Origin of the sequence: Pseudomonas sp. AAC, assembly GCF_000725445.1 — a bacterium.
GTDB lineage: Bacteria > Pseudomonadota > Gammaproteobacteria > Pseudomonadales > Pseudomonadaceae > Pseudomonas > Pseudomonas citronellolis.
Map to the genome: position 1 here is coordinate 823525 of NZ_KL647098.1, position 20765 is coordinate 844289.

Here is a 20765-nt window from a genome sequence, read left to right on the forward strand (position 1 = left end):
CCTCCAGGGGGTTGCGCGCAAGTCTAGCGAGGCAGTTGCTCGAGGGCCATGTTCAGGGCCAGCACGTTGACCACCGCCGGGCCCACCAGCGGCCGCCGGGTGTGCGCCTCGACCAGGTTGTGCACGGCCTGCTCCGGCAGGCTGCGGGCCTGGGCGATGCGCGGCACCTGGTAGAGCGCGGCGTCCGGCGGCAGCTGCGGGTCCAGGCCGCTGCCGGAGGTGGTGACCAGCGCCAGCGGCACCGGGCGCCCGGCCACCGCCTCGGCGGCGGCGTCCTTGGCGATGCGCTCGGCCAGCGCCGGGTTGCCCGGGGCCAGGTTGGAGGCGCTGCTGGAGACGGTGGCGTAGTCGCCGGCCGAGGGCCGTTCATGGAACCACTGCGGGCCCTCGAACTTCTGCGCCAGCAGCGCCGAGCCGCGGACTTCGCCCTTGGCGTCGCGCACCAGGCTGCCATTGGCCTGTGCGGGGAAAGCCACCTGGGCGACGCCGGTGACCAGCAGCGGATAGGCCACGCCGGTGACCAGCGAGAGCAGGGCCAGGGAGGCGATGGCGGGGCGGATGTGATTGAGCATTTCCAGTTTCCTCGATGCGAGCTCTTCGTAGGAGCGAGCTTGCTCGCGAAGCTTTCGAACCAGGGCGGTTCGCGAGCAAGCTCGCTCCTACAGTTCGGGTAGCCCGTAGGATGGGTTGAGCGAAGCGATACCCATCGCCAAGGCCGGCAGTCCCGTTCAGACCAGGCCCAGGGCCACCAGCAACAGGTCGATGGCCTTGATCCCGATAAAGGGCGCGATGATCCCGCCCACCCCGTAGATCAGCAGGTTGCGCCGCAGCAGGTGCATGGCGTCGCTGGCCGCCACGCGCACGCCGCGCAGGGCCAGGGGGATCAGCGCGATGATGATCAGCGCGTTGAACACGATGGCCGAGAGGATGGCGCTTTGCGGGCTGGCCAGGTGCATGACGTTGAGCACCTGCAGCTGCGGGTAGATGCCGGCGAACAGCGCGGGCAGGATGGCGAAGTACTTGGCCACGTCGTTGGCCACCGAGAAGGTGGTCAGCGCGCCGCGGGTCACCAGCAGTTCCTTGCCCACCTGGACCACGTCGAGCAGCTTGGTCGGGTCGCTGTCCAGGTCCACCAGGTTGGCCGCCTCGCGGGCCGCCTGGGTGCCGTCGTTCATCGCCATGCCGACGTCCGCCTGGGCCAGCGCCGGCGCATCGTTGGCGCCGTCGCCGCACATGGCGACCATGCGTCCCTCGCCCTGCTCCTGGCGGATGCGCGCCAGTTTCTTCTCCGGCGTGGCTTCGGCGATCACGTCGTCCACCCCGGCCTCGGCGGCGATGGCCGCGGCGGTCAGTGGGTTGTCGCCGGTCACCATCACGGTGCGGATGCCCATGCGGCGCAGTTCGGCGAAGCGCTCGCGGATGCCCGGCTTGACCACGTCCTTGAGGTGGATGGCGCCGAGCAGCCTGCCGTCGGCCACCACCAGCAGCGGGGTGCCGCCGCTCTGGGCGATGCGCTCGACTTCCTTGGCCAGGCTTTCCGGCATGTCGTCGCGGGCGCGGCCGATGAAGGCCAGGGCTGCGTCCACCGCGCCCTTGCGGTACACGCGGCCGTCGAGGTCGACGCCGGACAGGCGCGTCTCGGCGCTGAAGGCGATGGGCGTCAGCTGCTCGCGCGACGGCTCCGGCAGGATGATCTGCGCGCGGAGGAACTCGACGATGGACTTGCCCTCCGGGGTGTCGTCGGCCAGCGAGGCGAGGAAGGCGCCCTCGGCCAGCTCCGGCGCGGTCACCCCGGGCGCGGCGTGCAGCGCGGCGCAGCGGCGGTTGCCGAAGGTGATGGTGCCGGTCTTGTCGAGCATCAGCACGTGCACGTCGCCGGCGGCCTCCACCGCGCGGCCGGACTTGGCGATCACGTTCAGCCGCACCAGGCGGTCCATGCCGGCGATGCCGATGGCCGAGAGCAGGCCGCCGATGGTGGTGGGGATCAGCGTCACCAGCAGCGCCACCAGGAACACCAGCGGCAGGCTGCCGCCGGCGAACAGGGCGAAGGGCTTGAGCGTCACCACCACCAGCAGGAAGATCAGCGTCAGGCCGATCAGCAGGATGTCCAGGGCCACCTCGTTGGGCGTCTTCTGCCGCTTGGCGCCCTCCACCAGGGCGATCATGCGGTCGAGGGTCGACTCGCCGGGGTTGACGCTGATACGCACCAGCAGCCAGTCGGAGACCAGCCGGGTGTTGCCGGTCACGGCCGAGCGGTCGCCGCCGGATTCGCGGATCACCGGCGCCGATTCGCCGGTGATGGCGGCCTCGTTGACCGCCGCCACGCCCTCGATCACCTCGCCGTCGCCGGGGATCAGCTCGCCGGCCACCACGCGCACCACGTCGCCCTTGCGCAGGCTGGTGGCCGGCACGCTTTCGTAGGCGCCGTCGACGTTCAGGCGCTGCGCCATCAGGCCCTGGGTGCCGGCCTTGAGGCTGTCGGCGCGGGCCTTGCCGCGGCCCTCGGCCAGGGCTTCGGCGAAGTTGGCGAAGAGCACGGTGAACCACAGCCAGGCGGCGATCTGCGCGGCCACCGACAGCGGCACGGCGTCACCGCCGGTGAAGCACAGCACTGTGGTGAGGATGGCGGTCAGTTCCACCACCAGCATCACCGGCGAGCGCTGCAGCTGGCGCGGGTCGAGCTTGACGAAGGCCTGCAGCAGCGCCGGCCTCCACAGCGCGGCGAAGCTCAGGCTGTGGCGTTTCTCGGGGGAGGACGTGGCGCTCTTGAGCGGCATGTCCTGGGTCTTGGCGTTCATCTATCGGCTCCTCAGAAGCCCAGGGTCAGGTGATCGGCCACCGGGCCGAGAACCAGGGTCGGCAGGAAGTTCAGGCCGCCGACCAGGAGGATGGTCGCCGCCAGCAGGCCGACGAACAGCAGGCCGTGCGTGGGGAAGCTGTTCGGCCCCACCGGCACGCGCTTCTTGGCCGCCAGGCTGCCGGCGATGGCCAGCACCGGGACGATGTAGCCGAAGCGGCCGATGAGCATGGCCAGGGCGATCATCAGGTTGTGGAACGGGGTGTTGGCGCCGAAGCCGGCGAACGCCGAACCGTTATTCGCGGTGCCCGAGGTATAGGCGTAGAGCAGCTGGCTGAAGCCGTGGGCGCCGGGGTTGCTCACCGCGCTCGCGGGGCCCGGCAGGCTGGCGGCGATGGCGCCGAGCACCAGCACACCGACCGGCATCACCAGCAGGGTGGCGACCAGCAGGCGGACTTCGCGGGCCTCCAGCTTCTTGCCCAGGTATTCCGGGGTGCGGCCGATCATCAGGCCGGCCAGGAACACCGCGACCAGGACGAACAGCAGCATGCCGTAGAGGCCGGCGCCGACGCCGCCGAAGACCACCTCGCCGAGCATCATGTTGAACATCGCCACCAGGCCGCTGAGCGGGTTGAGGCTGTCGTGCATGGCGTTCACCGAGCCGTTGGAGGCGGCCGTGGTGGTCACCGCCCAGAGTACGCTGGCGGTGGTGCCGAAGCGGCTCTCCTTGCCTTCCAGGGGCGCGCCCTGGGTGATCGGCAGGTGCGCCAGCGCCGGGTTCGGCTGGTACTCGGCCCACAGGGCGACGCCCAGGCCGACGACGAACAGCAGCAGCATGCAGCCGAGGATGGCGCGGCTCTGGCGCAGGTCCTTGACGTAGTGGCCGAAGGTGAACACCAGCGCCGCTGGGATCAGGATGATCGACGCCAGCTCGAACAGGTTGGCCCAGGCCGTGGGGTTCTCGAACGGGTGCGCCGAGTTCACGCCGAAGAAGCCGCCGCCGTTGGTGCCCAGCTGCTTGATGGCGATCTGGCTGGCCGCCGGGCCCAGCGGGATGGACTGCTCGGCGCCCTGCAGGGTGGTGGCGTGGACGTAGTCCAGGAAGGTCTGCGGCACGCCCTGCCAGACCAGCAGCAGCGCCAGGACCAGGCACAGCGGCAGCAGGCCGTAGAGGGTCGCGCGGGTCAGGTCGACCCAGAAGTTGCCGAGGTGCTGCGTGGACTTGCGGGCGATGCCGCGGGCCAGCACCACCAGCACCGCCAGGCCCACCGCCGGGCTGACGAAGTTCTGCACGGTCAGGCCGAGCATCTGGCTCAGGTAGCTCAGCGCCGCCTCGCCGCTGTAGGCCTGCCAGTTGGTGTTGGTGACGAAGCTCACCGCGGTGTTGAAGGCCAGGGTCCATTCCAGGCCCGGCAGGTGCTGCGGGTTGAGCGGCAGCATGCCCTGGCCAACGAGGATGGCGAACAGCAGCGCAAGGCCGGCCAGGTTGAAGGCGAGCATGGCCAGGGTGTAGGTCTTCCAGTCCTGCTCGGCCCGCGGGTCGATGCCGCAGATGCGGTAGACCAGGCTCTCCACCGGCGCCAGCACCGGGCTGAGGAAGGTGCGCTCGCCCTCCATCACCTTGTAGTAGAAGCGCCCGAGCAGCGGCGCGGGCAGCAGCACCAGGGCGAAGAAGGCGGCGATCAGCAGCACGTCATGGCTGTTCATGCAGCCCCCTAGGAACGGTCGGCGCGCAGCAGCGCCACCAGCAGGTAGATGAAAAGTCCCGTGGCCAGGACCAGGGACACCCCGTCGAGCACGCTCATGTCTGTCTCTCCTTACGCAGGCGAATCCTCGCGATGGGAAAAGTCTCCGCAAAGCGGGCGTAAAGAAGCGATTGGCGGGGCTTCCGGCGGGCATAAAGAAAGCGTAAAGAAGCGCTATGGCACGACTTTGTAAGCGCGCCGATACATTGACGACACTCTGTCGATATCCGTTGCCGTCAACCTTGCCTACCGTGGCCCCCTCGTGCGACGGCGGGTTAGCATTGACCCCGCGCCCCGGGCGCTCCCAGCGACAGGTACCGCATGTTTCCCTCCAGCCCCACCTCCAGCCAAGACAGCCAGCGCCGCTGGACCATCCGCGCCCTGCTGGTGGACGACGACGAGCCGATCCGCGAACTGCTCTGCGGCTACCTGGCGCGCTTCAACATCGAGGCGCGCGGCGTGGCCGACGGCGCGGGCATGCGCCAGGCGCTGGCCGAGGAGAACTTCGACGTGGTGGTGCTGGACCTGATGCTGCCCGGCGAGGACGGCCTGTCGCTGTGCCGCTACCTGCGCAGCGAATCGGACATCCCGATCCTGATGCTCACCGCGCGCTGCGAGCCGGCCGACCGCATCATCGGCCTGGAACTGGGCGCCGACGACTACATGGCCAAGCCCTTCGAACCGCGCGAGCTGGTGGCGCGCATCCAGACCATCCTGCGCCGCGTGCGCGGCGACGAGGGGCGCAACGAGCCGCGCGCCCAGGTGCGTTTCGACCAGTGGCGGCTGGACAGCGTGCTGCGCCAGCTGCACTCACCGGACGGCCTGGTGGTGCCGCTATCCAACGCCGAGTTCCGCCTGCTCTGGGTGTTCCTCGAACGCCCGCGCCGGGTGCTCAACCGCGAACTGCTGCTGGACGCCGCGCGCGGCCGCGCCATCGAGGCCTTCGACCGCAGCATCGACCTGCTGGTCTCGCGCCTGCGCCAGAAGCTCGGCGACGACCCGCGCTCGCCGCGGCTGATCAAGACCGTGCGCGGCGAAGGCTACCTGTTCGACGTCCGTGACATCGCCTGACCCCGGCCCGGCCAAGGAGGCCAGATGAAGAAGCGCTCGCTGCAGTTCGCCGACAGCCTGTTCGCCCGTCTGTTCGGGGTGTTCCTGCTGGCCATCGTGGTCGCGCACCTGCTGGCCTTCGTCTGGTTCAGCCACTTCCGCCATCCCGGCCCGCCGCCACCGCCGCCACCGCCCCATGAGCAGTTCGAGGGACACATGGTCGGCCCGCCGCCGCCCCCGCCGCCGCGGCTGCCGTTCTGGAGCATGCCCTTCCTGTTCCAGTTGCTCGCCCTGGTCGGCGCCGCCTGGTTCGGCGCGCGCCTGCTCGCCAGCCCGGTGGAGCGCCTGGGCAATGCCGCGTTGCAGTTGAGCGAGGACCTGGACAGCCCGCCGCTGCCGGAAACCGGGCCGCAGGAGGCGCAGCGCGCGGCACAGGCCTTCAACCGCATGCGCGAGCGCATCCGCGAGCAGGTGCAGCAGCGCGGCCGCATGCTGGTGGCGGTGTCCCACGACCTGCGCACGCCGCTGTCGCGGCTGAAGCTGCGCGTGGAGGAGATCGACAACCCGCAGCTGCGCGCGCGCTTCGCCCAGGACCTGGGCGAGATGATCGGCATGCTCGACTCCACCCTGCACTACCTGCACCAGGAGCGCACCAGCGAGGCGCTGCAGTGGTTCGACGTCAACGCCCTGGTCGAATCGCTGGCCGAGGACGCCTGCGAGCACGGCGCCCGCGTCAGCGTCGAAGGCCAGTGCGCGCCGCTGAAGGTACAGCCGCTGGCTCTGCGCTCGTGCCTGTCGAACCTGCTGGACAACGCCCTGCGCTATGCCGGCGAGGTGCAGCTGATACTGCGCGACAGCGGCCAGCAGGTGGAAATCCTCGTCCGCGACCACGGCCCGGGCATCCCCGCGCAGATGCGCGAGCAGGTGTTCGAGCCCTACTTCCGCCTGGAAGGCTCGCGCAACCGCAACTCCGGCGGCGTCGGCCTGGGCCTGGCCATCGCCCGCGAGGCGGCGCGGCGCCACGGCGGCGACCTGCACTTCGAGGAAACCCCCGGCGGCGGCGCCACCGCGGTGCTGCGCCTGCCGCGCGCCTGAGGCTTTGTCGGCCGCCGCATACAAAGCGCACATACCGCCGACAAGGCGCCCATCGAATCTGCCAGGACCGGAACTCCAGTTCCGGACCTATAACCTCATGGAGGCAGTCCGATGATCAGTGGAGTCAGCAGCTACAGCAGCTATTACAGCAGCGCCGCGCTCGCCAGCACCCAGCGCAGCGCCAGCAGCTCCAGCAGCTCCAGCAGCTCCAGCACCAGCACCAGCACCAGCACCAGCACCAGCGGCAGCAGCGACAAGGCGCAGAAATTCGCCGCCGACCTGTTCAAGTCCCTCGACAGCGACGGTGACGGCAGCGTCAGCTCCAGCGAGCTGGACAGCGCCCTGTCCGCCTCCGGCAGCGACAGCGGCGACATCGACATCGATTCGCTGCTGGCCCAGTTGGACAGCGACGGCAGCGGCGGCATCAGCCAGGACGAGCTGAGCAGCGCCCTGCAACAGGCCCAGGGCGACATGCCGCCGCCCCCGCCGCCGCCCTCCTCCGACCAGGACGCCAGCGACCTGCTGTCGTCCCTGGACAGCGATGGCGACGGCAGCATCAGCAGCGACGAACTCAGCGCCGCCAGCGCCTCCGGCACCGACAGCAGCGAGCTGTTCAGCGCCCTGGACAGCGACGGCAACGGCAGCATCAGCCAGGACGAACTGAGCAGCGCCCTGCAACAGGCCCAGGGCGACATGCCGCCGCCTCCGCCGCCCGCTTCCGGGGAAACCGACAGCAGCCTGACCAGCAGCAGCAGCGAGACATCCAGCACCAACAGCGGCTCGGCCGGCGCCGAAGCCGTGCAGCAGATGCTCGCCATGCTGGCCAGGCACTACCAGGACAGCAGCGCCGCCAGCTACCAGAACACCAGCGGCAGCCTGGTCAATATCGCTGCCTGAGTCTCCTGCCGGCTGCGCCGGGGCGCTTGCGAAACCCATCGGACCATGGCGATGGGTATCGCTTCGCTCAACACCATCCTACGGGTGCCGGGATGCTCCCGTAGGGCGCATAACGCCTACGGCGTTATCCGCCGTTTTCATCGGGCACCGGAAGGTTCGGCGTAATCCTGTAGGAGCAGCTGTCTTGCCAACTGCGCCGAGATGCTTTTCGTAGGATGGGTTGAGCTTGCGAAAAACATCGGACCATGGCGATGGGCATCGCTTCGCTCAACACCATCCTACGGGTGCCGGGATGCTCCCGTAGGGCGCATAACGCCTACGGCGTTATCCGCCGTTCTTACCGGGCGCCGGGAGGTTCGGCGTAACCCTGTAGGGGCAGCTGTCTTGCCAACTGCGCCGAGATGCTTTTCGTAGGATGGGTTGAGCTTGCCGGACTCCGTCCGCGATTTCGCGCGCAGGGCGCGCTCCTACAGTGGGGGCGATCCGCGCCTTGCCAGCCCCCCATCGCTGCAGTAGCCTGTCCGGCCTAATCATCCGATGATTGGATGTCTATATGGCCAATCCCCTCAAACGCTCCCTGGTCGACATCGCCCTGGAGCAGATCCGCCAACGCATCGACAGCGGCGCCTGGGCCCTCGGCCAGCGCCTGCCACCGGAACCGGAGCTGGCGGAAATCCTCGGCATGAGCCGCAACACCGTGCGCGAGGCGGTGCGCGTGCTGACCTTCTCCGGCGTGCTGGAAGTGCGCCAGGGCGACGGCACCTACGTACGCGCCTGCGCCGACCCGCTGGACACCATGCTGGCCCTGGCCCGCGGCTCCATCGAGCAGGCCCTGGAAGCGCGCGGGGTGATCGAGGTCGAGGCCGCGCGCCTGGCCGCCCTGCGCCGCAGCGACGCCGACCTGGCCGCCCTGCGCCAGGCCCTGGCGCTCAGCGCGCAGCACTTCGGCGGCGACCTTCAGGCCTACGTCGAGCACGACCTGGCCTTCCACCAGCGCGTGGTGGACAGCGCCCACAACCCGCTGCTGAGCGAGCTGTACCGCTACTTCTCCCAGGTCATCCGCGCCGGCCTGCAACACACCATCAGCGAACCCGGCCGCCCGCAGCCGGCCTTCGAGCTGCACCGGCAACTGCTGGACGCCCTGGAGCGCCAGGACGCCGAGGCGGCCGCGGCCGCCAACCGCGCGCTGCTGATCTGACCTCCCTTCCCACTGCCTTGCGATCGCCCCCATGTCCCGACAACAACATCACGCCGACGAACTGCTGATCGACGCCGAGATCGACGAAGCCCCCGCCCCTACACCCGCACCGGTGCGGCCCTGGCTGCTGTTGCTCGGCCTGGTGCTGGTGGCGCTGAACCTGCGCCCGGCGCTGTCGAGCCTGGCGCCGCTGCTGAACACCGTGCGCGAGCACACCGGCCTGTCAGCCGCAGCCGCTGGCCTGCTGACCACCCTGCCGGTGCTCTGCCTGGGCCTGTTCGCCCCGCTGGCGCCCCGCCTGGCACGGCGCCTGGGGGCCGAGCGGGCGGTGCTGGTCATCCTCCTGCTGTTGGCCGCCGGCATCGTCCTGCGCAGCCTGTTCCCGGTGGCCGGGCTGTTCCTCGGCAGCCTGGTGGCCGGCGCCAGCATCGGCATCATCGGCGTGCTGCTGCCGGGCATCGTCAAGCGCGACTTCCCGCACATCGCCGGGATCATGACCGGCGTCTACACCATGGCCCTGTGCCTGGGCGCGGCCCTGGCCGCCGGGGCCAGCGTGCCCCTGGCCGAACTGTTCGGCGGCAGCTGGCAGCCGGCCCTGGCCGCCTGGGCCCTGCCGGCGGTGCTCGCCGCGCTGGTCTGGCTGCCGCAGACGCGCCAGGCCCAGCACGCCCACCGCCAGGCCTTCCAGGTCCGCGGCCTGTGGCGCGACCCGCTGGCCTGGCAGGTGACCCTGTACATGGGCCTGCAGTCGTCGCTGGCCTACATCGTGTTCGGCTGGCTGCCGTCGATCCTCATCGACCGCGGCCTGAGCCCGACGGCCGCCGGGCTGATGATGTCCGGCTCGGTGATGGTGCAGCTGTTCAGCGCCCTGGGCGCGCCCTGGCTCGGCACCCGCGGGCGCGACCAGCGCCTGGTGGTGTTCCTGGTCCTGGCGCTGACCCTCGCCGGCCTGCTCGGCCTGCTCTATGCGCCCAACGGCAGCCTGTGGCTGTGGGCGGTGGTGCTCGGCCTGGGCCAGGGCGGCACCTTCAGCATCGGCCTGGCGCTGATCGTGCTGCGCTCGCCCGACGCCCACGTCGCCTCGCACCTGTCCGGCATGGCTCAGGGCGTGGGCTACACCCTGGCGGCCCTGGGGCCCTTCCTGGTCGGCCTGGTGCACGATCTGAGCGACGGCTGGAATGCGGTGGGCGTCATCTTCATCGTCATCAGCCTGGGCGCGCTGGTGGCCGGCCTGGGTGCCGGCCGCGACCGCCTGGTCGGCGTGCGCAGCGAGGCGCTTTCGTAGGGCTTCGCTGCATGGGCCAACGGCGTATAACCGCGAACGGTTATACGTCCTACGGCTCCAGGGAAGCACGGTCGTAGGATGGGTTGAGCCTGCGAAACCCATGCTGCCGTGGCGATGGGTATCGCTTCGCTCAACGCCATCCTACGACGGGCGATAACCGAAGATTCCGGCCTAGGGCGCCTTGTCCCCCGGGCCGCCCGGCGGCAGGGTGCCGCGCTTGGGGCTCTCGATCCAGTCGTTGACCAGGTTGTAGACCACTGCCAGCAGCACCGGGCCGAGGAACAGGCCGATGAAGCCAAAGCTGAGCAGCCCGCCGAGCACGCCGAGCAGCACCACCACCAGCGGCAGGTTGCCGCCGCGGCTGATCAGGTAGGGCTTGAGGATGTTGTCCACGCCGCTGATGACGAAGAAGCCCCAGATGCCCAGGAACACCCCGTAGCCGTACTCGCCCTGGAAGAACAGCCAGACGGTGGCCGGCCCCCAGACCAGCGGCGGGACCATCAGCAGGCTGCAGACGAAGGTCAGCAGGCCGAGCAGGATCGGGCCGGGCACCCCGGCGATGCTGAAGCCGATGAAGGCCAGCACCGCCTGGGCCGCCGCGGTGCCGATCACGCCGTTGACCACCCGCTGCACGGTGCCGGCGATCAGTTCCATGTAGTGCTCGGCGCGCGGGCCGATCAGGCGCTCCAGCATCTGGTAGGCGAAGGCCTCCAGGCGCTTGCCGTCGCGGTAGAAGAAGAAGATCAGCACCAGGCTCAGGACCAGCTCGAAGATGCCCCCGGCCAGCTTGGCCGAACGCGCCAGCAGCCAGTTGCCGACCTCGCCCATGTAGGGCTTGAGCGCGGAGAAGATGGCCACCCCCTGCTGGTCGATGGAGTACCACCAGCCGATCAGCCGGTCGCCGATCAGCGGGGTGCGCGCCAGCCAGCTCGGCGGCGGCGGCAGGCCGGAGACCTGCAGGTTCTTCACCAGCTCGACGCCGGCGCGCAGCTTGTCCGCCAGGCCGAAGCCCAGGCCCAGCAGCGGCAGCGCCACCACGATGATCCAGAAAGCGGTCAGCACGCCCGCCGCCAGGGCCTCGCGGCCGCCCAGCAGGCGCGTCAGCAGGCGCATCAGCGGCCAACTGGCGAAGGCCAGCACGGCGGCCCAGAACAGCGCCGTCCAGAACGGCGCCAGCACCCACAGGGTGGCGACCAGCAGGACCACCAGGAGGATGCGCAACAGCAGGTTATCGAACATCGGGGCCGGACTCCTTCTCGGTACGGCGACGGCAGCCGGGCACAGGGCGCGCCCAGCTTCAGCGTAGGCGAATCAGCGCAGCCAGGTCAGGTGCAGCCCGTCCCCTTCGCCGCTGCCCAGCTCCAGGCGGGCATCGCGCACGCCCTGGCCGGCCAGGGCGCTGCGCCAGTCGGCGGCGTGGGCGCCGGCCAGCTCGACGCGCACGCCGGTGTCCTGGCGCAGGGTGCGCACCAGCAGGTCGAGCCAGGCGCCGCCGGGCTCGGCGGGCACGTGGCTGAGGGTCAGCTCGCCGTTGGCCTTGAGCAGGCGCATCAGGGTCGCGGCGCTGGGCAGCAGTTCGCCCAGGGCGCTGCCGGCGTCCAGTTGCTCGGCGTGCAGGTAGGCGCGGCGGTTGCCGCGGGTGATGGCGTAGACCGCCAGCAGGCTGTCCTGCTGCGGCGCGGCCAGGCGCACCAGCAGGTAGGCCTGCTGGTCGTCCGGGCCGTAGAGGCTGGATTTGCCGAACACCGCGTTGGCCAGCAGGCTGCTGGAGCCGCAGTCGCGGCCCTCGCACCAGAACAGCGGGGTGGCGTCGGCCTTGAGCAGGTCCTTGCGCGCGGCGGCGAAGGCGCTGGCGCTGGAATCCTCGTCGGGCAGGCGGTAGGTCAGCGCGGTGAGCTGGCCGAGGGCGCGCGCCTCGCCTTCCATGCGCAGGCGCCCGCTGATGCGGCTGATCGGCCCCAGCGGATAGACGCGCTCGGTGGCGGGGGCGCTGGTGAAATCGACGATCTCCGCCCTCGGGAAGCGGGGCAGCGCGTCGAGGTCGTGGCTGTCGGGAACGTCGGCGGCGAAGGCGCTGGCCGCGAGCAGCGAGCCCACCAGGGGCAGCAGGGAAAGGCGAGGCATGTCAGGCGTCGCACCTCCGTTGCGCACGCCGCGGGGCATGCGCGCCCGGGCCGCTGGAATCCTTGGGGCCGCCCGGCATGGCGGTGGCGAAGAGCTGAATCATGCAGAATCTCCCGACTGCGATCCATGCAGCGTCGTGGCAAGCCCCGCTTTAGTCAAGCGGGGTGCGGCAACGGGGTGTTTCCCCGCGCCTACGCGTCCAGGAACGGCTGGAAGATCGCCGCCACCGCCTGCGCCCCCGCTTCGTCGTCCAGGTGCAGGTGATGGCCGCCGGGCAGCTCGTGGACGTCGAAGGGGCGCCCGTCGATCAGCTTGCGGATGCCCGGCTCGGCAGCGAGCATGCCGCCCTGGGCCAGCACCAGGCTGACCGGGCACTGCACGGCCTGGACGAAGCTCGCGGCGTGGGCGCGGGTGAAGCGCAGCGGCGAGGGCAAGGTCAGGCGCGCATCGCTGCGCCAGGTGAAACCGCCGGGCACCGGCATCAGCCCGCGCCGGGCCAGCAGTTCGGCGGCCTCGCGGCTGACCGCGCCGACGCCCTTCATGCGTGCCTCCACCGCGCGGTCGATGGCTTCGTACACCGGCTTGCGCTTGTTCGGCAGCGCCAGTTGCGCCTTCAGCGCCTCGCCCAGCTTGGCCGGCGCGCTGTCGGCCTCGCCGGTGTAGGGCACCAGGCCGTCGATCAGCGCCAGGCGCTCGATGCGCTCGGGCATGGCGCCGGCCAGCAGCACCGAAACGATGGCGCCCATGGAGTGCCCGAGCAGCGAGAAGCGCTCCCAGCCCAGCTGCTCGGCCACCGCCAGCACGTCGTAGGCGTAGTCCCACAGCAGGTAGCTGGCCCCGGGGGCGCGGTGCGCCGAGTGGCCGTGGCCGGCGAAGTCCAGGGCGACGATACGCAGCCCGTCCAGCTTCGGCGCCAGGCGCGCGAAGCTCATGGCGTTGTCCAGCCAGCCGTGCAGGGCCAGCACCGGCTTGCCGTCCTCCGGGCCGAACAGGTGCGCGGCCAGTTCGATGTGCGGAAGGTTCAGGCGGATCTCTTCGACCTGGGCGCTCATGGGCGGGAATTCTCCTGTTCGGCTCGGCGCTGCCAGCGCTCGACGACCTGCTTGATCAGTTCGGCGGTGTCGCGCGGGCGCTCCAGCGGGAACATGTGCCCACCGGGCAGCGACAGGGCTTCGCCCTGCGGCGCCAGGCGCACCGCGCGGGCATGGTGCGGCAGCACCACCCGGCTGTGGCGGCCGCGCACCAGCGCCAGCGGCACCGCCAGGCGCCGAGGGCTGCCCGGCGCGGCATGGGGCACGTTGCGGTAGATGCTGATTTCGGTGGCCGGGTCGAACTTCAGGCGCAGGCCCTGGCCACTCGCGGCCAGGCCGTGGCGCACGTAGTCCGCCAGGCAGTCCGGGTCGAAACGGCGGAACAGCGACTTGCCGCCGAAGTAGCGCAGCGCCTCGTCGAAGTCGGCGAACGCCTCGCGCCGCCCCAGGGTGCGCCCGGCCGGGGTGATGCGGTCGATGAAGCCGAAGCGCTTGGCCGCGCGGATCACCCACTGGTCGGCGAAGGTCAGGGTCGGCGAGTCGAGCATCAGCACGCCGCGGTACAGCTCCGGGCGGCGCAGCGCGGCATGGTAGTGCAGCAGACCGCCGAGGGAATGGCCGACGCCCCATACCGGCGCGCCCTGGGCCTCCAGGTGGAACAGCAGTTCGTCCACCAGGTTCGCCCAGTTGGCGTTCACCGGGAAGCGCGGGTCGTGGCCGTGCATGTCCAGGTGGCGCACCTCGAATTCCGGCGCCAGGGCCTGGAACAGCTTGCCGTAGGTGGCCGAGGGGAAGCCGTTGGCGTGGGCGAAGAAGATCGCGTGGGACATGCCGGTGACCGCAGTGCTGATGACTGCGGAATTCTCCCCCAGGCCATGGCTGGCCACAATGGCCGGGCCCACCGCCGGCCAGGGCACTCCGGCCAAAAGCCAGGGCGCCTCAGAACTGCCGCGCCAGGCTGAGCGCGATGCCGCCGGCCACCAGCAGGAACACCAGGCCGCAGGCGCCGTCGATGACCGGCACCGCGCACAGCAGGCGCTGCTGCAGCGCCGGGCGGGTGAGGGTCACGCTGAGCAGGCTGAACCAGGCGAAGCCGGTGCAGAACAGCATGGCCGCCACCGCCAGCTTGCCGGGCGCGGACATGTCCAGCGGGATCAGGCTGCTGAGCAGGGCGAGGAAGAATACCAGCGCCTTGGGGTTGAACAGGTTGGTCGCCAGCCCGCGCAGCCAGGGCCCCAGCGGCGAGGCCGGCAGCTCGCCGTCCAGGCGCCCTGCCCCGCCGGCGCCACGCCGCGACCAGGCGCGCAACGCGCCGATGCCGAGCCAGCCCAGGTAGAGCGCGCCAGCTCCCTGCAGCAGGCCGAACAGCACCGGCGAATGGCGCAGCAGTAGCGACACGCCGGTCAGCACCAGGGTGCCGTGGACCAGGATGCCGCAGGCCAGGCCCAGCGCGCTGAGCACGCCGGCGCGGCGCCCCTGGTGCAAAGCGGTGCGCACCACCAGGGCGACATCCGGGCCCGGGCTGACCAGGGCGACGGCGAATACGGCGGTGAGCGTCAGCAAGACGCGGGCCTCCTGCATGGCGGGATTCTCCAGGGGAAAGGGGGATCGGAGTAGGATCAGCGTTGGCGCAGGCGCGCCGGCGGCAGTCCGTAGGTGCGGCGGAACAGGCGGCTGAAGTGCGCCTGGTCGTAGAAACCCAGGCTCAGCGCCACCTCGCTCAGCGGCTGGCCGGCGAGCACCCGCGGCAGGGCCCGCTCCAGGCGCAGCTGGGTCAGCCACTGGTGCGGCGGCAGCCCGCAGTGGTTGCGGAAGCGCCGCAGCACCTGCCAGGGGCTGAGGTCGCAGAAGGCCGCCAGTTCGTCCAGCGTCGGCGGGCTCTCCAGACGCGATTCCAGCCAGTCGCGCAGGCGTCGCCAGGTCGCGGCGTCGAAGCCCTGGCGCGGCTCGCGGATGCGCAGGCTGGAGGCATGCCCGAGCAGCGTGGCCAGGCCCTGCCAGAGCCGGCCTTCCTGTTCCAGGCGCTCGCCTGCGGCCAGCACCTGGTGCAGGCCGTGCAGTTGCTGCCGCAACTGTTCGTCGCGCAGCTTGCTGGCCAGCAGCCGCGGCGTGCCCTGGCGGCCATCGCTGAGGCTGCGCGCGGCCTGCTCCAGCCACTGCGGCTCGATGGACAGCACGCGGATGCGGTAGCCGCCGTCGCCCTCGCTGGCGCCGTCGTGGATGCTTTCCGGGCTCATCAGCAGGATGTCGCCGCCACCGGCCAGGCAGCGTTCGCCGGCGTGCACGTAGCGCTGGCGACCGTCGAGCATCAGCCCGATGTGGTAGTCCAGGTGAAAGTGCCGGGGAAAGGCGAAACGGTGGTACTCGGCGTCGATGTAGCGCACGCCGGGCAGCCCGCTGCGGTGGTGTTCGATGCGTTCCATGGGCCTACTCTAGCGCCCGGGCGCCGGCAGGTCTTGGATAAAATTGCGCGGCCGGAGCGCCCCATGGACGCGAATCGCGGACGGACTCTCTCGCGGGCACGGCTTCTCGTAGGATGGGTTGAGCGAAGCGATACCCATCACCACGGCAGCATGGGTTTCGCAGGCTCAACCCATCCTACGAAGAACACTTCGGCGCAGCCTGCAAGACAGTTGCTCCTATACCGCCCCAGCCATGGCGTTCTCATGTAGGAGCGCGCCCTGCGCGCGAAATCGCGGGCAGGGCCCGCTCCTACAGGTCTTCCGTATCGCCTAGCGCTCCAGCGGCACAATTGCCATGGTCAGCCGCGAGATGCAGCTGGGCTTGCCGTCGTCGCCGTGCAGGCGGATTTCCCAGACGTGGGTGGAGCGGCCGAGGTGCACCGCCTTCGCCACCGCCGTCACCCGCCCGCTGCGCAGGCCGCGCAGGTGGTTGGCGTTCACCTCCAGGCCCACGCAGTAGTACTTGCTGGTGTCGATGCACAGGTAGCTGGCGGTGGAGCCGACGGTCTCCGCCAGCACCACCGAGGCGCCGCCGTGCAGCAGGCCATAGGGCTGGTGGGTGCGCGCATCCACCACCATGCTGGCGGTCAGCGAGTCGTCGTCCACCGCCTCGAAGCGGATGTCCAGGACCTCGCCTATGGTCTTCTTCAGGTTGGCGTTGAGCGCCTCCAGGTCAGGCGTAGTGCGCCACTGGCTCATGCATTCACTCCCGGCAGTCAGTCATGCCACTGCACCGCTTCGCGGCGCTCGGCCCATTCGTTGAAACGCGCGCCGTAGGTGGACTCCACCACGTTGCGCTTGATCTTCAGGGTAGGCGTGAGGAAGCCGTTGTCCACGCTCCACACGTCCCTCACCAGCACCAGCCCGGCCAGGCGCTCGTGCTTGTCCAGCTCGCCGTTGACCTCCTCCACCAGCTGCCGCAGGCTCTCTTCCAGCTGCGAGCGCGAGCCGTTGGCGGCCTCCTGGCGGCCGACCTCGGACAGCACGCACAACCCCAGCGGCGCCACCAGGCCGTCGCCGACCACGCAGATCTGCTCGATGCGCGAATGCACCGCCAGGCGGTTCTCGATGGGCGCCGGGGCGACGTACTTGCCCTTGCCGGTCTTGAAGATTTCCTTGAGCCGGCCGGTCAGGCGCAGATTGCTGTCGGCGTCCTGCTCGCCCTTGTCGCCGGTGCGCAGGTAGCCGTCCTCGGTGAGGGTCTCGGCGGTGCGCTCGGGGTCCTTGTAGTAGCCGAGCATGGTTGCGCCGCTGCGCACCTGCACCTCGCCCTCGTCGCTGATGCGCACTTCCACCCCGGGACTGGACTGGCCGATCCAGCCTTCGCGCTGTTTGCCCGGGCGGCACACGTGGGAGTAGCCGCAGTTCTCGGTCATGCCGTAGACCTCCAGCACGCTCAGGCCCAGGCGCCTGTACCAGTCGAGCAATGCCGGCGGCACCGGCGCCGCGCCGCACAGGGCGTAGCGCACCGCGTCCAGACCGAGGCCGGCGAGTACCTTGCGCCCGACCAGGCGGCCGACGATGGGCAGACGCAGCAGGCGGTCGAGCTTCTGCGCCGGCATCTGCGCGTAGACGCCCATCTGGAACTTGGTCCAGATCCGCGGCACGCCGAAGAACACCGTGGGCCGCGCGCGGCGCATGTCGGCGATGAAGGTGTCCAGGCTGTCGGCGAAGAAGATCGTCTGCCCGGCGTAGATCGAGGCCATCTCCACGAACATCCGCTCGGCCACGTGGCACAGCGGCAGGTAGGACAGCAGGCGGTCCTCCTCGCCGACGCCGAACAGTTGCATGGCGTGGCTGGCGGCGAAGTCGAAGTTGGCGTAGGAATGCATCACGCCCTTGGGCGTGCCCGTGGTGCCGGAGGTATAGATGATGGTGGCGAGGCTGGCGGGATCCGGCAGCGGCACCTCCTGCAGCGGCTCGCAGGCCTGCAGGTCGTCCCAGCTATGGTCGAAGCGCCCTGCCGGATGCAGCGGCAGGGACACGCTGAGCACTTCGGCCGGCAGCCCGGGCGCCATCGCCGGCCAGTCGTCGAGCTTGCCGACGAAGGCAACCGCGGCTTCGGAGTGGCTCAGCACCTGGCGCGCCGATTCGGCGGTGAGGTTCGGGTACAGCGGCACCGAGACGTGCCCGGCCATCCAGATGGCGACGTCGGCGATGATCCAGTGCGCGCAGTTCTTCGAGATGATCGCCACGCGGCTGCCCGGCGGCAGTTGCAGGCTGCGCAGCCAGGCGGCTGCACGCCGCGCCTGGTCACCGGCCTCGCCCCAGGTGAGGCTCTGCACCTGACCGCCCGGCAACGGCTGGACCAGGTAGCGCTTGTCCGGATGACGCGCCTCGCGTTGCAGGAATTGCTCGAGCGGAGAACGAATTTCAGTGACCACATGCCCCTCCTTTTTTGTTGTTCTAGAGGTGTAGCGATAGATCAACCAAGCACTTGCTTGGTCGAATATTCCATGCGTCCTACAGACTGGCAAGAAGGGATATGTGAACTTTTGTAGGGAGATGCTTCAGCAGCGCATGGCGCGTCCGACGGCGAACTGCTAAAAGCAGCGGCAGGCCCCTGTGGAAAGCTGCCCATGCCGTTCATCACCGACAGCGCGCTGGCCGAGTTGCCGCTGCTGTTCAACCTGCTCTGCGCCACCCTGTTCGGCGGTCTGATCGGCCTCAACCGCCAGTTGCACCATCGCCCCGCCGGGCTGCGCACCCACGCCCTCACCGCCCTGGCCGCGGCGCTGGCGATCACGGTGATCCAGCAGTTGCAGCCGGCCACCGCGGATGCCGCCAGCCGCGTGGCCCAGGGCGTGCTCACCGGCATCGGTTTCATCGGCGCGGGGGTCATCGTCCACCACGAGCGCCGCTACCGCGTCGAGGGGCTGACCACCGCCGCCACCATCTGGGTCTCGTCGATGCTCGGCCTGGCCTGCGGCACCGGGCACGTGCTGACCGCCGCCGTAGGCCTGGCGCTGACCTTGCTGATCCTGGTGCTGGGCAACCGCCTGGAGCAGCGCCTGGCTGGGCGCGGGCCGAACGACGACGTCAGCCTGACGGACGACGACAAACCGAATTGACCCGCAGAAACGCCAAGGCCCCGCGAGGGGCCCTGGCGGAACCATCAACCGCGTCCGGGATGGTAGAGGGAAACCAGCGTCATCAACCCCGCCAGCGGCCCCTCGCCTTCCAGTTCGGCCAGGGAGGCGGTGGCCATCGGCAGCGCCTCGTCGCGGCTGCCGTGCACCAGCAGCCCGCCCAGGGAGCCGATCAGCGGCTGGTGGCTGACCAGCAGCAGGTTGCGCTCGCTGCGGTTGTCGAGAAAGCGCAGCACGTCGCGAGGATCGTCGTCCGGCGTCAGCCAGGGCGCGGTGCCCACCGCGCCGTCGAAGCCCAGCGCCTCGCGTACCAGTTCGGCGGTCTGCTGGGCGCGCACGTAGGGGCTGGCCAGGATGCCATCCAGCGGGTGGCCGGCCAGGTGCCCGGCGCTCTGCAGCACTTCCTTGCGGCCGTGGGCGGTCAGTTCCCGCTCGGCGTCGCGGCGGGCCTGGGGTTCGGCCTGGCCGTGGCGCAGCAGCCAGATCCTCACAACTTCGGCTCCTCGTCGCGCGCCGGGTGCGGCGCCGGCGGCACGGCGTGGGCGGCTTCGCCCTCGGGGGCGCGGGCGGCCGGCCAGTCGGCGAAGGGCCAGGGCTTCTCGTCGCTGTTGAAGGTGCCGAAGCGGCCGATCTGCGCCAGGTACTGGCTGAGGCTGTCGCCGAAGGCCAGCAGGCTGGCGCTGGGCGCGCCGTAGATGATGCGGTAGACCAGCTGCACCACCACCACGGCGCCGAGCAGCATCTGCGCGACGTACCACACCAGGGCGAACAGCAGCATCCAGAGGATGCGCAGGGCCAGGGATTCCTTGTTCATACGGTCGGCCAAACGATCAGCGGACATGGGTATCTCCTCAGAAGCCACTGGTGGGAATGAAGTCGGTGTCGGTCTTCGGCTCGCCGCTCATCAGCGCCTGGATCACCTGGGCCAGGGTGCGCCCGCCGAAGAGGATGGCGTAGAGCCCGGCGACCAGCGGCATGTAGACGCCCAGCTCGTCGGCCTTGGCCTTGAGCACCTTGAGGGTGTTCACCCCTTCGGCGGTCTCGCCCATGCGGGCGACGGCGTCGTCGAGGCTCAGGCCCTCGCCCAGGGCGAAGCCGACCTGATAGTTGCGGCTTTTCGGTGACGAACAGGTGACGATCAGGTCGCCCACCCCGGCCAGGCCGAGGAAGGTCATGGGGTTGGCGCCGAGCTTGACGGCGAAGCGCGTCATCTCCGCCAGGGCGCGGGTGATCAGCATGCCCTTGGTGTTCTCGCCCATGCCCAGGGCCGCGGCCATGCCGGCGATGATGGCGTAGACGTTCTTCAGCGCGCCGCCCAGCTCGACGCCGAAGCGGTCGCCGCTGGCGTAGACGCGGAAGGTGCGGCCGTGCAGCGCTTCCTGCACACGGCTGCAGAGCGCCTCGTCCTCGCTGGCGACCACGGTGGCGGTCAGCTCATGCTCGGCGATCTCGCGGGCCAGGTTCGGCCCGGAAATGACCGCGATGCGCGCGGCCGGGGCGATTTCCTCGAGAATCTGGCTCATCAGCTTGAAGCTCTGCGCCTCGATGCCCTTGGTCAGGCTGACCAGCGACTTGCCCGCCAGTTGCCCGGCGAAGGGCTCCAGCACCTTGCGCAGCGCGCTGGAGGGCACGGCGACGAAGATGAGTTCGCAATCGTTCAGGGTCGCTGCGAGGTCGGTGACCGGCTCGACGTTCTCGTGGATGCGCACGCCCTTGAGGTAGCGCGGGTTCTCGCGCAGGGCGCGGATGCTCGCGGCCTGCTCCTCGTCGCGCATCCATTGGCGCACGCGTTGGCCGTTCTCCGCCAGCAGGTTGGCGAAGGCGGTGCCGAAACTGCCGCCGCCCAGCACAGCGATCGGTTGCTGCTCAGTCATGTCACTTCCATCACGGGCCGCACGCGGGCGGCGATTGGGGCATTATAAGGCGCCACCGCCAGGCGGCCAGTGCACATCGCACGCTGGCAAAGCGCCCCGCCTCGTTTAACATCCGTCC

The 20765-nt window shown here is 70.1% G+C and carries 21 protein-coding genes; 6 read left to right on the forward strand and 15 right to left on the reverse strand.

Annotated features, from left to right (window positions below; all coding sequences use genetic code 11):
* Positions 1–23: 23 nt before the first annotated feature.
* From kdpC to kdpF, 4 genes are all read right to left on the reverse strand, one after another.
* Positions 24–572, reverse strand: a complete 549-nt coding sequence (gene kdpC / locus FG99_RS21210; protein WP_009618579.1) for a potassium-transporting ATPase subunit KdpC — start codon at positions 570–572, stop codon at positions 24–26.
* 156 nt (positions 573–728) lie between these two features.
* The gene (gene kdpB / locus FG99_RS21215; protein ID WP_043272176.1) at positions 729–2798 is read right to left on the reverse strand and encodes a potassium-transporting ATPase subunit KdpB; all 2070 of its coding nucleotides are present in this window, start codon (positions 2796–2798) and stop codon (positions 729–731) included.
* Between the two features lie 11 nt (positions 2799–2809).
* The gene (gene kdpA, locus FG99_RS21220; RefSeq protein ID WP_043272177.1) at positions 2810–4504 is read right to left on the reverse strand and encodes a potassium-transporting ATPase subunit KdpA; all 1695 of its coding nucleotides are present in this window, start codon (positions 4502–4504) and stop codon (positions 2810–2812) included.
* 8 nt (positions 4505–4512) lie between these two features.
* Positions 4513–4602, reverse strand: coding sequence for a K(+)-transporting ATPase subunit F (gene kdpF / locus FG99_RS21225; protein ID WP_009618573.1), 90 nt, complete (start codon positions 4600–4602; stop codon positions 4513–4515).
* Between the two features lie 261 nt (positions 4603–4863).
* Here kdpF and FG99_RS21230 point away from each other — a divergent pair, with 261 nt between their 5' ends.
* The 5 genes from FG99_RS21230 (at position 4864) to FG99_RS21250 (ending at position 10067) form a co-directional block, all read left to right on the forward strand.
* On the forward strand, positions 4864–5613 hold the full coding sequence (locus FG99_RS21230; RefSeq protein WP_043272178.1) for a response regulator: 750 nt from the start codon (positions 4864–4866) through the stop codon (positions 5611–5613).
* Positions 5614–5637: 24 nt separating this feature from the next.
* Positions 5638–6687, forward strand: coding sequence for a sensor histidine kinase (locus FG99_RS21235; RefSeq protein WP_043272179.1), 1050 nt, complete (start codon positions 5638–5640; stop codon positions 6685–6687).
* Between the two features lie 111 nt (positions 6688–6798).
* Entirely contained in the window at positions 6799–7584 is a 786-nt protein-coding gene (xopAW, locus tag FG99_RS21240; RefSeq protein WP_051879101.1) for an EF-hand domain-containing protein, read from the forward strand.
* Positions 7585–8137: 553 nt separating this feature from the next.
* Positions 8138–8782: a FadR/GntR family transcriptional regulator gene (locus FG99_RS21245; RefSeq protein WP_043272180.1), complete on the forward strand. Its 645-nt coding sequence runs from the start codon at positions 8138–8140 to the stop codon at positions 8780–8782.
* Between the two features lie 31 nt (positions 8783–8813).
* Positions 8814–10067 carry a CynX/NimT family MFS transporter gene (locus FG99_RS21250; protein ID WP_043272181.1) on the forward strand — a complete coding sequence of 418 codons (1254 nt, stop codon included), beginning with the start codon at positions 8814–8816 and terminating at the stop codon, positions 10065–10067.
* A 171-nt stretch (positions 10068–10238) separates the two neighbouring features.
* On the opposite strand, the gene FG99_RS21255 is transcribed toward FG99_RS21250, so the two are convergent.
* The 8 genes from FG99_RS21255 to FG99_RS21290 all read right to left on the reverse strand — a co-directional run bounded on the left by FG99_RS21255 (position 10239) and on the right by FG99_RS21290 (position 18068).
* Positions 10239–11306, reverse strand: a complete 1068-nt coding sequence (locus FG99_RS21255) for an AI-2E family transporter (protein ID WP_009618560.1) — start codon at positions 11304–11306, stop codon at positions 10239–10241.
* Positions 11307–11378: 72 nt separating this feature from the next.
* Positions 11379–12191, reverse strand: coding sequence for a DUF4892 domain-containing protein (locus FG99_RS21260; RefSeq protein WP_043272182.1), 813 nt, complete (start codon positions 12189–12191; stop codon positions 11379–11381).
* 191 nt (positions 12192–12382) lie between these two features.
* A complete protein-coding gene (locus tag FG99_RS21265; RefSeq protein WP_043272183.1) occupies positions 12383–13243 on the reverse strand; it encodes an alpha/beta hydrolase in 861 nt (286 codons plus the stop codon).
* The gene (locus FG99_RS21270) at positions 13240–14052 is read right to left on the reverse strand and encodes an alpha/beta fold hydrolase (protein WP_024128626.1); all 813 of its coding nucleotides are present in this window, start codon (positions 14050–14052) and stop codon (positions 13240–13242) included. Before FG99_RS21270 ends, FG99_RS21265 begins: the two co-directional genes overlap by 4 nt.
* A 109-nt stretch (positions 14053–14161) precedes the next feature.
* Positions 14162–14803, reverse strand: coding sequence for a LysE family translocator (locus FG99_RS21275; protein ID WP_043272184.1), 642 nt, complete (start codon positions 14801–14803; stop codon positions 14162–14164).
* A gap of 38 nt (positions 14804–14841) precedes the next feature.
* The gene (locus tag FG99_RS21280) at positions 14842–15645 is read right to left on the reverse strand and encodes an AraC family transcriptional regulator (RefSeq protein ID WP_043272185.1); all 804 of its coding nucleotides are present in this window, start codon (positions 15643–15645) and stop codon (positions 14842–14844) included.
* A gap of 309 nt (positions 15646–15954) precedes the next feature.
* Positions 15955–16383, reverse strand: a complete 429-nt coding sequence (locus tag FG99_RS21285; RefSeq protein WP_009618548.1) for a hotdog fold thioesterase — start codon at positions 16381–16383, stop codon at positions 15955–15957.
* Between the two features lie 17 nt (positions 16384–16400).
* Positions 16401–18068 carry an AMP-binding protein gene (locus FG99_RS21290; RefSeq protein ID WP_043272186.1) on the reverse strand — a complete coding sequence of 556 codons (1668 nt, stop codon included), beginning with the start codon at positions 18066–18068 and terminating at the stop codon, positions 16401–16403.
* A gap of 195 nt (positions 18069–18263) precedes the next feature.
* Here FG99_RS21290 and FG99_RS21295 point away from each other — a divergent pair, with 195 nt between their 5' ends.
* Positions 18264–18755 (forward strand): MgtC/SapB family protein, encoded by a 492-nt coding sequence (locus FG99_RS21295; RefSeq protein WP_009618545.1) that lies wholly within the window; start codon positions 18264–18266, stop codon positions 18753–18755.
* Between the two features lie 44 nt (positions 18756–18799).
* Here the strand turns inward: FG99_RS21295 and sixA are convergent, their stop codons facing one another.
* The 3 genes from sixA to FG99_RS21310 are packed head-to-tail and all read right to left on the reverse strand — an operon-like array spanning position 18800 to position 20647.
* Positions 18800–19264 (reverse strand): phosphohistidine phosphatase SixA, encoded by a 465-nt coding sequence (gene sixA, locus FG99_RS21300; RefSeq protein ID WP_043272187.1) that lies wholly within the window; start codon positions 19262–19264, stop codon positions 18800–18802.
* The gene (locus tag FG99_RS21305) at positions 19261–19587 is read right to left on the reverse strand and encodes a DUF4389 domain-containing protein (RefSeq protein WP_370311548.1); all 327 of its coding nucleotides are present in this window, start codon (positions 19585–19587) and stop codon (positions 19261–19263) included. The genes sixA and FG99_RS21305 overlap by 4 nt, the downstream gene beginning before the upstream one ends.
* Positions 19588–19624: 37 nt before the next feature.
* Entirely contained in the window at positions 19625–20647 is a 1023-nt protein-coding gene (locus FG99_RS21310; RefSeq protein WP_009618538.1) for an NAD(P)H-dependent glycerol-3-phosphate dehydrogenase, read from the reverse strand.
* Positions 20648–20765 lie beyond the last annotated feature (118 nt).

Coding starts and splice junctions, on each gene's coding strand:
- kdpC (WP_009618579.1), bottom strand. CDS start 572: ATGCTCAATCACATCCGCCCCGCCATCGCCTCCCTGGCCCTGCTCTCG.
- FG99_RS21245 (WP_043272180.1), top strand. CDS start 8,138: ATGGCCAATCCCCTCAAACGCTCCCTGGTCGACATCGCCCTGGAGCAG.
- FG99_RS21305 (WP_370311548.1), bottom strand. CDS start 19,587: ATGAACAAGGAATCCCTGGCCCTGCGCATCCTCTGGATGCTGCTGTTC.
- kdpF (WP_009618573.1), bottom strand. CDS start 4,602: ATGAGCGTGCTCGACGGGGTGTCCCTGGTCCTGGCCACGGGACTTTTC.
- FG99_RS21270 (WP_024128626.1), bottom strand. CDS start 14,052: ATGTCCCACGCGATCTTCTTCGCCCACGCCAACGGCTTCCCCTCGGCC.
- FG99_RS21265 (WP_043272183.1), bottom strand. CDS start 13,243: ATGAGCGCCCAGGTCGAAGAGATCCGCCTGAACCTTCCGCACATCGAA.
- FG99_RS21280 (WP_043272185.1), bottom strand. CDS start 15,645: ATGGAACGCATCGAACACCACCGCAGCGGGCTGCCCGGCGTGCGCTAC.
- kdpA (WP_043272177.1), bottom strand. CDS start 4,504: ATGAACAGCCATGACGTGCTGCTGATCGCCGCCTTCTTCGCCCTGGTG.
- FG99_RS21275 (WP_043272184.1), bottom strand. CDS start 14,803: ATGCAGGAGGCCCGCGTCTTGCTGACGCTCACCGCCGTATTCGCCGTC.
- FG99_RS21230 (WP_043272178.1), top strand. CDS start 4,864: ATGTTTCCCTCCAGCCCCACCTCCAGCCAAGACAGCCAGCGCCGCTGG.
- FG99_RS21255 (WP_009618560.1), bottom strand. CDS start 11,306: ATGTTCGATAACCTGCTGTTGCGCATCCTCCTGGTGGTCCTGCTGGTC.
- FG99_RS21260 (WP_043272182.1), bottom strand. CDS start 12,191: ATGCCTCGCCTTTCCCTGCTGCCCCTGGTGGGCTCGCTGCTCGCGGCC.
- FG99_RS21295 (WP_009618545.1), top strand. CDS start 18,264: ATGCCGTTCATCACCGACAGCGCGCTGGCCGAGTTGCCGCTGCTGTTC.
- FG99_RS21285 (WP_009618548.1), bottom strand. CDS start 16,383: ATGAGCCAGTGGCGCACTACGCCTGACCTGGAGGCGCTCAACGCCAAC.
- FG99_RS21235 (WP_043272179.1), top strand. CDS start 5,638: ATGAAGAAGCGCTCGCTGCAGTTCGCCGACAGCCTGTTCGCCCGTCTG.
- FG99_RS21250 (WP_043272181.1), top strand. CDS start 8,814: ATGTCCCGACAACAACATCACGCCGACGAACTGCTGATCGACGCCGAG.
- xopAW (WP_051879101.1), top strand. CDS start 6,799: ATGATCAGTGGAGTCAGCAGCTACAGCAGCTATTACAGCAGCGCCGCG.
- kdpB (WP_043272176.1), bottom strand. CDS start 2,798: ATGAACGCCAAGACCCAGGACATGCCGCTCAAGAGCGCCACGTCCTCC.
- FG99_RS21310 (WP_009618538.1), bottom strand. CDS start 20,647: ATGACTGAGCAGCAACCGATCGCTGTGCTGGGCGGCGGCAGTTTCGGC.